Origin of the sequence: Ornithinibacillus caprae (genome assembly GCF_009728145.1) — a bacterium.
Taxonomy (GTDB): Bacteria; Bacillota; Bacilli; order Bacillales; family Amphibacillaceae; genus Ornithinibacillus; species Ornithinibacillus caprae.
In genome coordinates, this window is record NZ_WOCA01000034.1 from 1 (window position 1) to 11597 (window position 11597).

The 11597-nt window shown below is 33.6% G+C and carries 11 protein-coding genes, 1 rRNA gene and 5 pseudogenes; 6 read left to right on the forward strand and 11 right to left on the reverse strand.

Translation table 11 applies throughout. From position 1 onward, the window contains the following. Positions 1-126 (reverse strand): 16S ribosomal RNA (locus tag GMD78_RS21020); the annotation flags it as partial. Between the two features lie 702 nt (positions 127-828). Between GMD78_RS21020 and GMD78_RS21025 the strand changes: the two are divergent. Next, positions 829-1834, forward strand: a pseudogene (locus GMD78_RS21025) (IS1595 family transposase). 147 nt (positions 1835-1981) lie between these two features. Here GMD78_RS21025 and GMD78_RS21030 read toward each other — a convergent pair. From GMD78_RS21030 to GMD78_RS21050, 5 genes are all read right to left on the reverse strand, one after another. Then, on the reverse strand, positions 1982-2197 hold the full coding sequence (locus GMD78_RS21030) for a hypothetical protein (RefSeq protein WP_155671954.1): 216 nt from the start codon (positions 2195-2197) through the stop codon (positions 1982-1984). Positions 2198-2658: 461 nt separating this feature from the next. Next, entirely contained in the window at positions 2659-3960 is a 1302-nt protein-coding gene (locus GMD78_RS21035) for a TRAP transporter large permease (RefSeq protein ID WP_155671956.1), read from the reverse strand. Beyond that, positions 3957-4460: a TRAP transporter small permease gene (locus tag GMD78_RS21040; protein ID WP_155671958.1), complete on the reverse strand. Its 504-nt coding sequence runs from the start codon at positions 4458-4460 to the stop codon at positions 3957-3959. Before GMD78_RS21040 ends, GMD78_RS21035 begins: the two co-directional genes overlap by 4 nt. 16 nt (positions 4461-4476) lie before the next feature. Next, positions 4477-5520, reverse strand: coding sequence for a TRAP transporter substrate-binding protein (locus GMD78_RS21045; protein WP_246187730.1), 1044 nt, complete (start codon positions 5518-5520; stop codon positions 4477-4479). Between the two features lie 212 nt (positions 5521-5732). After that, positions 5733-5903 carry a hypothetical protein gene (locus tag GMD78_RS21050; RefSeq protein WP_155671960.1) on the reverse strand — a complete coding sequence of 57 codons (171 nt, stop codon included), beginning with the start codon at positions 5901-5903 and terminating at the stop codon, positions 5733-5735. A 152-nt stretch (positions 5904-6055) separates the two neighbouring features. On the opposite strand from GMD78_RS21050, the gene GMD78_RS21055 reads away from it, so the two are divergent. Beyond that, positions 6056-6496 (forward strand): CPBP family intramembrane glutamic endopeptidase, encoded by a 441-nt coding sequence (locus tag GMD78_RS21055; protein WP_343042470.1) that lies wholly within the window; start codon positions 6056-6058, stop codon positions 6494-6496. Positions 6497-6652: 156 nt separating this feature from the next. Here the strand turns inward: GMD78_RS21055 and GMD78_RS21060 are convergent, their stop codons facing one another. Then, positions 6653-7174, reverse strand: a complete 522-nt coding sequence (locus GMD78_RS21060) for a hypothetical protein (protein ID WP_155671962.1) — start codon at positions 7172-7174, stop codon at positions 6653-6655. Positions 7175-7302: 128 nt separating this feature from the next. On the opposite strand from GMD78_RS21060, the gene GMD78_RS21065 reads away from it, so the two are divergent. The 3 genes and pseudogenes from GMD78_RS21065 to GMD78_RS21075 form a co-directional block, all read left to right on the forward strand. Beyond that, the gene (locus tag GMD78_RS21065) at positions 7303-7446 is read left to right on the forward strand and encodes a hypothetical protein (RefSeq protein ID WP_155671965.1); all 144 of its coding nucleotides are present in this window, start codon (positions 7303-7305) and stop codon (positions 7444-7446) included. A 158-nt stretch (positions 7447-7604) separates the two neighbouring features. Further along, positions 7605-8180, forward strand: a complete 576-nt coding sequence (locus GMD78_RS21070; RefSeq protein ID WP_196493891.1) for a hypothetical protein — start codon at positions 7605-7607, stop codon at positions 8178-8180. 72 nt (positions 8181-8252) lie between these two features. Then, positions 8253-8501 (forward strand): annotated as a pseudogene (locus GMD78_RS21075) (P-loop NTPase family protein); the annotation flags it as partial. A 53-nt stretch (positions 8502-8554) separates the two neighbouring features. Here the strand turns inward: GMD78_RS21075 and GMD78_RS21080 are convergent. Further along, positions 8555-8727 (reverse strand): annotated as a pseudogene (locus GMD78_RS21080) (IS5/IS1182 family transposase); the annotation flags it as partial. Between the two features lie 176 nt (positions 8728-8903). Beyond that, on the reverse strand, positions 8904-9596 hold the full coding sequence (locus GMD78_RS21085; protein ID WP_155671971.1) for a hypothetical protein: 693 nt from the start codon (positions 9594-9596) through the stop codon (positions 8904-8906). A gap of 773 nt (positions 9597-10369) precedes the next feature. Here GMD78_RS21085 and tnpA point away from each other — a divergent pair. Beyond that, positions 10370-10806 (forward strand): annotated as a pseudogene (tnpA, locus tag GMD78_RS21090) (IS200/IS605 family transposase). A gap of 110 nt (positions 10807-10916) precedes the next feature. Here tnpA and GMD78_RS21095 read toward each other — a convergent pair. Then, positions 10917-11495, reverse strand: a complete 579-nt coding sequence (locus tag GMD78_RS21095; RefSeq protein WP_155671973.1) for a hypothetical protein — start codon at positions 11493-11495, stop codon at positions 10917-10919. Beyond that, positions 11414-11597: pseudogene (locus tag GMD78_RS21100) on the reverse strand (IS256 family transposase); the annotation flags it as partial. The gene GMD78_RS21095 and the pseudogene GMD78_RS21100, both read right to left, overlap by 82 nt.

The window sequence follows — 11597 nt, forward strand, 5'->3', positions numbered from 1 at the left end:
ACCCGTCCGCCGCTCGTTCCACAAGTTCACGCCCCGAAGGGCGATCACTTGCTTCCCGCGCTCGACTTGCATGTATTAGGCACGCCGCCAGCGTTCGTCCTGAGCCAAGATCAAACTCTCCAAAAAAGTTTGTATGTGATTAACACCAATCAATCACATGAAAGTTCTTAGCTACTAGAAACACTAGCTTCTAGATTTAATCTTTAAAGAAAAACGGGATGTTTTTCTTAGCAGATTGAAAAGTTCAACTTTCCAATCCTGCATAAGCTCAACTAAAACTTTTCTCCGTAAAGTCGAAAAGTTAAGTTTCGCTAAACATACTAGTTGTTTTGTTCAGTTTTCAAAGAGCAAATATTAATGTGTCGTTTTTAGCGACAACTTCTATATTATATCAAACTAGCAAACTAAAGTCAATAACTTTTTTTGAAAGTTTTTTTAAATAAATTGTTTTATGTCGCTTTTGAAAAAGGCGACTCGATTAATATACCACACTACAAAGTCATAGTCAATCATTTTTTTATTCTTTTCGTTCATGTGGCAGAGATATAATATAGCATGAACGGACAACTAGGGCAATACTTTTTTAGAACCAATTATTTCCTTTTATAATTTGATTCAAATCCCATAAAAATCACACTAACTTGCCTCTTAAAGTATAATACTCTAATAAAATGAAGTAACAGATCTAAACTATTACTTCTTAACAGGATCTTTTAGTACAACCATACTTAATACCTCTTAATAAATGCCTATTTTCGTAAATATTGTGGATATTGTTCAAATCTCCTATAATAATGATTATGAGAACGTATGTTCGTGAGTTTTCCATTGTGGAAAGATGTATATGAAACTTATTTTGAGTTACCTGACGAAGAAAAGGAAAAATTTATTAAACCATTGAACGTGATAAAAATGCTAAGAAATCCGATATTGCTAAACTTATATCCAACATTCGGAGACTCGTTTTAGCGAAGAGCTTGGATGTGTTCATTGTGGTTCAACAGCAGTAGTACGACACGGAAAATATCGTGGTTGGCAACGCTATAAATGTAAGGATTGCTATAAGACGTTTAACAATATGACAAATACACCTATAGGAGGTACACATAAACCTCATTTGTGGCTTAATAATATTGAATTGATGGTAGAAGGATACACTCTTCCTAAAATAGCGAAACGTCTTAATATACACATTTCTACTGCTTTCTATTGAAGACATAAAGTGTTAGACGCTGTCCGTTCAATCGGTGATAGTGTTCTTCAAGGTGTCATTGAAAGTGATGAAACATACTTAATCGAAAGTATGAAAGGAAGCAGTCATATAACTCATAGAAAGCCCCGTAAACGTGATGGAGTTGCTACTGAATGTGGGATTAGTAAAAGTCAGGGAAGTATTCTTATGGCAATGGATAGGAACGGAAATATCATTAGTCGTAAAAATGGATTTGGGAGAACAACTGCTTTTGAAATTGAAAGCGTACTGGGAGATTATATCGACCATACCAGTATATTGTGTACTGTTACAGCAACTAACTACAAGAAATTTGGCAAGTTGAAGAAACTTCCGCACGAAACAATTAACGCAAGTAAGGGTATCTATGTAAAAAAGCACATCTACCATATCCAACACGTTAATAGGTATCATAATAAGTTAAAACAGTGGTTAAATAGATTTCAAGGTGTATCAACACGATAGTTAGATAATTATTTATATTGGTTCCGTTTTCTACAACTAAACAAGAAATTGCCACACGAAGAACAAATTACACCTCTATTGTTGGGTTGTTGCAGAAAATCCAATTATACAACTGTGGAGGAGCTTAGAGCTGCTTAATTAGAACTTTTAGTGCGAAAATATTTTAACCTCTTGAATAAAAAACAGTTCCGTTAAAGTTAAAAACGAAACTGTTTTTAGGGTTGTCTTTATTTTCTTTTGTTAAACTAACGCAATTTAATGTAATAAGAACAAACGAATAAATCTTCACTTTTTTTTGTCTATACGTGAATGTCTTTTATCAGCTGCACTTAGTATAAATAAGGTAGCAACACCCCAAACAATTGCTTGTATAATCGCAGTCCATTTACCAAATGAGATTAAAAATGATATCAAAAATAATACTATTGGACTAAATATTATTAAAGATAAGCCTATTGCAAATGCCACCATTTCGGGTAAAGCTTTAATTCTATCTAACATTTTTTCACCTTTTCACTAATTTATCTCACTTGTTGAACTAACTTGTCATCGTTAGGTCAATATCATATATCTACATTTTAACATAAAATTCCATAAGACCTTGTTTTAATGTTAAAATCCACAATATTTTAGAAAACAGGCTAAAAGATTAGAAATACCTTATACCTCAATTAATCTAGCTAGAACTTATATAAGATATTCATAGGAAAGATAAATGAGAGGGTACATTCTTCACATCCAACAAATATCAGGCTACTTTATAAAAGAAAGGATTCTACAAGAGTTAATTAATCATTAGAAAACTGGTATTTGCCAAGCATTTATGGTGAATTTGCCTTAGTTGCACTTATGCAAGATAGGAAAAATTATACTTCCCTATCTACTAATAAATAAATGGACCATCATTCGATGATCCATTTCAAACCTCATATAATAATTGGGACAACGGACCTGACCCTCAATCACCTCATCAAGTTGGGCAGGAAGGTTACAACCTCTGGAAAGATTACAATTAATAGTAAGCATACGATCATCATTAGTAACATTGGGAGGACACCTTTAAATATCCGCTGGGCTGGTACGTCCTTGGCAACTCCACTTATGACATAGACACTTAACCCCATAGGTGGTGTAATCAAACCTATGTTCATAACTAGAATCATCACGACCCCAAACCAAATACCATCGAACCCCAGCATGGTAATTAACGGATAAACAACTGGTAAGGTTAGAACAAAAATTGCAATTCCCTCTAAAAATAACCCCAGAATTAAATAGACAACTAAAATTAACATTAAAATGCCAGTTGCAGGCAATGCTAGATTTGAAACAAAGTGTGTAATTTTTACTGGAATAGTGCTTAGCGCTAAAAACTTACTAAAAATATCAGCACCAATAATGATAAAAAAGATCGATGCTGTTAAACGAGTAGTTTCACTTAATGAAGTTTTAAAGTGCTTCCAGCTTAACCTTCTTGTTAAAATAGTTAAGATAAATGCTCCAAAAGCACCTACTCCTCCCGCTTCAGTAGGAGTAAAATATCCATAATATATACCACCAATACTTAAAGCAAACAAGAAAACGAATGGCCAAACACTCGATAAGGATTTTATTTTAACCATGAATAATTTCTTTTCTGTTACAGGTGCTAATGTAGGTTTCCTCAGGACCATGACATAAATCAAGATCATAAACAGCAACATTTGAAGTAATCCTGGAACAAGGCCGGCAATTAATAGTTTTCCGATTGGTTCCATTGTTAAAATACCATATAAAACAAGAATAACACTCGGCGGAATTAGAATACCTAATGTACCACCAGCAGCAACACAGGAAGTCGATAAGGCATCATCATAACGATATTTTTTCATCTCTGGCAGTGAAATTCGCGCCATTGTCGCTGTAGTAGCATTTACTGAACCTGATATTGCCGAAAACAATGCACTCGTACCGATGGTAGTCATCGCAAGTCCACCTTTAATATGACCAATCCAAGCATCTACTGCAGTATATAAATCACGTCCAAATCCGCTATACGATAAAAACATCCCCATTAGAATAAATAGAGGAATTACACTTAACGAGTACGAACTCGCTGTGGAAAAAGGAGTTGTACCTAATTGGACTAAAGCAGAATCCCAGTCTCTAATAAATGCCAGCCCTACGGTACCGACAAAGATAAGTGATATCCCAATCGGAATGCGGAACACAAATAATAGTAGTAATACAATAATCCCTATTACACCAATTAGTTCTGGGCTCATTTTTCATTCACCGCCAATCGTAAGTATGTGAAGGCTTTTACGATTGCTGTAAACATAAAGATGACAAGTGTAAAAGCAATAATAAAGAGAAAGGGATGAACGGGAAGTGCTAAATCCGTTGTGGTAGAATTTCTTTCCATCATACGTACCCCATTCTCGAAAATATGTCTCGCCATGAAGAAAACAACGATTGCCACGACGATTTCAACCATACCATTTATGATTCGCTTCATCTTATCGGAAAATCGATCCAATAAGAAATCAATCGTAATATGGTCTCCTTTACGATGTGTCATTGCAAGGGCGAAAAATACTAATAATGCCGCTCCTAGCTCGGTCAATTCATAGGTTCCTTTTAACGGCTGATTAAAGAGATTACGCCCTAGAACATCAAACGTAATAATTGCCATAATAAAAAAGAGAAAAACATTCGCTATCACTTGTTGAATAGTGATAATTTTATCTAGTACTTCTTCTGATCTCTCAAACACTTTGGACATCGTACGTTCACTCCTGCTATTTGCCACTTAACTCAACTGCTCGATCATACACTTCTTGCCCTGGCAATCCTTTTTCTTCTACATTATGAATCCAATTTTCAATAGTTGGATTTATATATTCACTCCACTCCGCTAACTCGTCCTCTGTTAGTTCATAAATTTCTACACCTTTTTCCTTTGCTTGTTCCACTGCTTCATTCCCGAATTGATCAAATACCTCTCCTGTTTTATTTGCCATCTTTTCTCCCGTCAACTCTTGAATCGTTGCTTGATCCTCTTCACTCAAACTATTAAACGCATCCTTATTCATAACCACAAACATCGTGGTAGAATAAAAGTTTCCTACCGTTGCATAATTAATAACCTCATCTAAGCCCCATGTCTTCACTGCTTCCCAAGGGGCGATCGTTCCATCAACAACGCCACGCTCAAGTGCTTCAAAGTTTTCGTTCATCGGCATGGATACAGGCGTTGCTCCAAGTGCTTCTAACCACTCACTCGTTTCTGGAGAAGGAGAACGTATTTTCATTCCTTTTAAATCTTCTATACTCTTTACTTGTTTATCTACCGTAAATAACTGACCTGGATCAGTAGTATATAACCATAAAGGGACCGTACCTGCATATTCATCGTTGAATTCATCAAACTCATTCATTAGTTGCCACAGATTCTTTGAGCCTTTGACTGCCGTCTCAGCCATAAATGGTAACTCCATAACCGATGTTAATGGGAACTCTCCAGGTGTGTATCCATGCACACTCAAAGCAAAATCAACAGAACCTGTTGCTGCAGCATTAAATTGTTCATCCGGTGCAGCCAAGGCTGCTCCGGGATAGGAGGTAATTTTAATTCTTCCATCAGTCGCTTCTTCTAAATCAGAAGCAAATGTCTGAATTTCCTCTTCCATAAAATGTGTTGGTGGGAAGAAGTGAGAGAAATCTAGCTCATGTTCTTCTCCTTCTGAGCTTGAAGAACTCTCACCACCACAAGCAGCTAACACTACCATACCGATACCAATCATTAGTAATAAGACATGCTTTCGATAGAAATTAACCCTCAACGTATTCACTCCTTTAATTAAAATAAAACGCTTTCACATAATAGAATATATGTCACACCCCTAAATTTAAGAATAACGAGTTACACCATGTCGGAAATTAGCGGGAAGTGTCGGTGCCTGTCACTCGTCGAAATTTGTCGGCTTATTCAAAAAAAGTGTTAGCCTTCACACCATACTTAATAGTGGTTGAGGCTAACACGTATTTAATTATCCTATTTAATAATTTCGTTATAAATTTCTCCATCATCTAAATCGATAATCTTAAGACAATTGGTATCCTTTATAAAGATTGTCTTATATTCTTTTTCACCATTATCATCCAAAATTAATAGAACACGTTTTCCATTGTTATCTGTAACTTTGTTTTGCTTGTAAGTCCTCATCAGCTGTTAATTCCATCAGCTTATTATATTCAAGTAAGGAAATAACTTGTCCATTTCTAGCGTAGTCGTATGTTTACAGAGGTGTTCAATGCTTCTATTTTTTGATATAAAGACTCCTTATGTTCATCTTTACCGTTGGAGTTTATTTTTTTGTGATTAGACCAAAAAAACTATCCTGGAAAGAGGTTGGTTTACAACGTTATTCAAAAGCATACTGGAGAAAAGTTGTGGGATGGACTTTTGTGTTAATTATAGGTTCGATCTTACTATCTATTGCAGTTGAATTGCTATTCAATATAGGTACAGATAATAGTAAAACGGAGAGCCTACAATCTAGATTAACGGGAATTAATATTTTCATCGCTTTTATTTCAGCTGCTGTCATATCACCAATATATGAAGAAATTTTTTATCGTGGGTTTCTATACCGATGGATTAGAACTAGGTATGGTATACTTTCAGGAATGCTGATCAGTTCATTTATTTTCATGATTGTACATATTCCAACGTTTAACTCACTACCTTACACGTTTTTGTCTGGTTTAATTTTTGCATGGACGTATGAAAAACTAACTCGATCTATCCAGCAATGATTATTCATAGTCTCTATAATGCTTTAGCTATTATATTAACTGTCACTCTTTAAATATAAAGTATTGGAAAAGGTTTCTTTCCCCCTGTCTACTTGACAGGGGCAGTTCATTTTCCAAGAGTCCACTATTCGGGTTAAGTTAATGTTTATATTCATTTTATCCTCTGGTCATCTCATTAAATGTTTTCCCAAACCTTGTTTTTAACTTCTTAAGTGTTAGATTATCTTTATTTTCTACCAAGAATTGCACACCGTATAATATAAATACTTTATAGAGTAAGTAAATGAAAAATTGAAAGTTATTTAATTTATTTAAACCAATTATTTTTATTTTTTTAAGGACATTAATGAAAAGAAAAGCAAAAAGCCCATCTGAGATAGCGTTTAGTGCTATAAATTTCTTAAAGTTTCCATATGAAAATTTAAGTAACCACATGGAAAGAGGCATATATGGTCCTATACTAAAAGGGAGTTCATTCGTTAAAAATGATTTCTTTTTGTCATAAAATATCCACCAGTTACGTTTTTGCCCATACAAATGATTGATGATCTCAAAGATTATAATGAAAATTCCAGCTATAGAATACTTCTTAAAACTCCGCTTCCCTATAAATAATAATGATAACCAAGGAATTACGATTATTACTATATTAAATATAAAATGTCTTTTAGATATCATAATCGCCTTCACCTTATTCTTTTAATTCTTTTCTAATCTAACCTTCGTATTCTTTGATAAAATGAATAATTTATTCATAATCACTAATCCTAAGGAAAAGCGTAGTCGATAATGAAAGGGTGGATACAATGAACGATAGAAAAAATTCAAACAAACAATCTAAAAAGGTTAAGGCTTATCAAGAAATTAACAAAGAAATAGCTAATAGCAACGAACTAAAAAACCAACAACCCGTTCCCCAACCTAAAGACTTTGAGGAAATTGAATATTAAAAGCCCCGAGCAGCCTATGATTAGAGGTTGTCTTAACTGCTGCTGAAGTAAAAGCAATTGCAACAGACAATCCACTTCTTTTAGAGAAAATGACTCTTGATAATGAAGTAAATCGCCTACAGCTTATTAAAAATAGATGGAGTAATGAGAAGGCTACAATGCAAAAGAATGTAAAAGTTATTTATCCTAATAGGATAGAGAGTATGGAAAAACAAATTAAGGCCATAGAAAATGACCTAGAAAACGTTTCTAAATATCCAAAAACCTTTAAAATTACTATCAATGGTTTGGACTTTACCGAAGAAAAGGAAGCTGGTGAGGCGTTAAGAGAAGTTATAAAAACACAAAATCAACTTAATGAAAACCCTACTATTATAGGGAAATTTAAAGGACAAGAAATATTTGTTAGAAGAAACGTTTTTAATGAAACATCGATTGGTTTGAAAGGCGCAACAACATCTGAAGTTCCATTTAAAATTAGTGATGTAGGTAATATTCAGCGATTGGCTAGCATTACGGAAAACTTCCATGTGGAGATAGAGAAAACTAAGCTTAATATTGAAGATATTAGACAGCAAATTAAGACTACTGAGGTTCAACTCAAAAAACCTTTTGCATATGAAGCTCAGTTGAATAAATCATTAAAAGAGCAACAGGAACTTAAATTGAAACTTGAATTTGCGGACCAACTAAAGGAAGAAAAAACGATTAAAAGGAAGAGAAACAAGCAGTAAGTAGATTTTTGTCTTTAGTGAAATTTAAAAAGGGTCGCTGCGTTTGCACTCCTTTCTCTCAATTCCTTAACAAGTACCTACTCTAGAGGTATGAAACAAAAAATATCATTTGTAGGTTCCTTATTTCATCATCCTAAATTAATTATATTAGATGAACCTTTTACTGCAATGGATAAAGAGTCGACATTGGCAGCGTTAGATCATTTAGATAAACACAAGGCGTTGGGAGGAAGTTTAATATTTTCTTCTCATCAAGAGAATGTAATAAAGGAAATGACTGATTCAAAAATATTCCTAAAGGATGGGAAAATAATTCATTAGTCAGCTATTTGCTTAATCAATATTTCACTTAATAATGGAAAATTGAGGTGAAACATCATCCGTGGATGGTAAGCTGGACAACCTGTTTCACGTAAAAAATCAGCGAATGCTTCGTCTGGGATATTTTCCACCACATCATTCACAGCGTAAGCAATATCATTTTCTTGAAGTTTTATTTCTAAATCTAGCGGCAAAATTATTGATTCATGGTATAATGTTTAAACATAAGGATACCTCCAAAATTATTGTGTCGTTACTTTAATTTTATCAGAAGGTATCCTTTTTTTCTTACTAAAATGAAAAAATAATAAGAGTGGTACCTTCACCAACTTAATCTGGTAGGTACCACTCTTATTATTTTAATTTACTGGGTTTTGTCCCAGCCTCTTTGAATAGATCTATTTATCTACCTAGATTGCCATCAAAAGATTTTTCCCATATAATATTTCCATTCTTATCGTATGCTTCTATCTTCATCTTATCTGGAGTGTCTTTAGTTGATTTTAATTTATGTTCATATATTGTGTACCAGAAACTAATGTTATCTGTGAAATTAACAATTTTTGCTTCATAAGATTTTTCATTTTCTTTTACAGTTACAGTATTAACTTCATTACCTTCGATTAGTCCAGAATAAAAACCATTTGCACCTGTATAATTTATAATCTCGCTATTTTTTAAATCTGGGAGATTATCGAACAGAACTTTTTCCTTAGAACTAATTGTTAGTCTATAACCATCATCAGTTTCATTTCTAACCAGTAGAATGATTTTATTATCAGTAACTTTTTTATATAAGGGATTCAGCGATTCATAATAAAGAGCTATGTCATTAGATTCTGGGCTAATAAGTGCTTTCTTATATTCAAAAAGGTCAGATTGTAGTAAATCAATTTCTTCTTTTAATTTTCGATTTTCAGCTTCCAAATTCAAATTTTCTATTAGGTTAACATCATTTTTTACTTTAGCTGTTTCTTGATCATTATTATTCTCTTCGTTAAAATTATTATCATTAATGGAAGGATTATTAAGAATGTAAACCAACACTAAAAATATCGTTAGACAAATTATTAATATTGTGTATTTTTTTCTCATTTTCCTTCTCCTTTATATGGCACAATATTTTATGTATTCTTCTTTATTTCTTAACTTAATATTACCTCTTCTTTATATTAAGATCAATTTAGTGAATATTTCACTCGTTTAGAGCCATTTTCACGGAGAAATTGAACCAGCATCACGGAAGGAGAACCACTGGCATAAATATTAGATATCGGACATTTGTCCGCCACCATTGACTTCACTTTTGTCCGTATAGTGGTACTAATGCAGGTCAGCAAAAATAAAGCCTATAGGCTCACCTGCAAAAATAGTAACACGGACAAACCAATTCTAAGCAGTTGCTGGCGGCGCCCCGACCCCTTCCAACAACTACAAAAAATCGGGAGTTTCAGTCAATGGCAAGTAGCTCCGTGGCTATGAATCTAACTCCGTTACAGTTGCTCTATTTTTCCGAGATAGGTGGTCATTTTGCCCGAGAAAGTGGTTCTTTTAAAACGAAATATTCATTTAGAATCAAAATACAAAACAATGCTATAATTTCCTAAGCTTTTATATATAAAAAAGGACAATTATTTCTATGTATAAATACACAGAAAACAATTGTCTTTTATTAGATTTATTTTAATTTTGATAACTAGCTACTTAAAAGATTTTGCAAACATAGTTGCGACTTCTACCATCTTAGAAGAATAGTAGTAAAACATTTTTATTATCCTTTTTCTTGCTATTTGCTATGTGCAAATAGAGAAATAAGACAACCACTAAAGAATTAAGTGAGTAAATAAAAGTAATCTAGTGACAATAGTTTGTCACACACAAGATGGAATTGTAAGTACCATATTGCATTCATTCCCAAATATTGCAAAATACCATATATGGGAAATTTAGAAGAGATATAGGAGCGATACTTAGAAGACATGTGGAGATGAAGGATGTAGAAATAATTGAAGCTCAAGCTATGCCAGATCATGTACACATGTTGATTATGATACCACCAAAGATGTCAGTATTGTATTATGGGATACTTAAAAGGAAAAAGTTCGTTAATGATACACGATAGACATGCAAATTTTAAGTATAACCATGGAAATCGCACGATCTGGGTTAAAAGGTATTACGTGTGTACAGTAGATTTAAATCAAAAAACTGTAGCAAAATATATCCAGGAACAGGAACCAGAGGGTAGATTGCGAGACAACATGAGCAAGCTGAATATGTAAACCCATTCAAAAAATGGAGATGAATTTAAACGGTTGGCAGTCACTAGAGGGGCCACTTCAGTGACTGTGTTAGTAAAGTTCCCTTATAGGGAAAAATTAAAACCGCCGGTTCTACCGGCGGATACTAACTGTATTAATATAAGATTGAACCATTTACGATATATCTACCATTTAAAGCTGTCATTTTTAATTTTAAATTACTATAGTTAGTTTTAGTTTTATCTAATGTTAGTGAATATCTAACATTATTAATAGTTGGACTTCCACCTTTTACATCTCTGTAGCCATAAGAAATATCACCGTTAGAAGATGATTTGACTACTTCGTATCGAACTCCAGTAGAATATTCAGCCAAACTTGCCCTTTGTTCCCTAAGATATAAGATTAAGGCTGTACTTGGCGCGTTGAATGTTGAACTATATATATAGTTGGCAAATTCGGCTCTAAAGGTTACTAATGTAACCTCCTGTGTACTAAATTCACCTTCTCCTGTATTATTTATTTGTACACCCGGATTAACCTCTGTAACTTCAATTGAATGAAGACTTTCACTAGAAATTAGAATCTTCCAGTTATCCTCATTTTTTTGAACAGTTATTGGGACTTGTATGGTGTATCCAGATTCATCGATTAACTCGACTTGAAACTCTTTTGTAGTAGAGTTAATTTTAGTATCGGATAGAATTTCAGCTGATTCATGACCATTGCCCATTGTTGAATATGGCCGCCTTCCCACTTATTTTCAAGTTCTTTAGTTCGTAAATACAAAACTTTTAGAAGGGCGTTCTCGTTTGGGAATGCTCCTTTTTTAGTC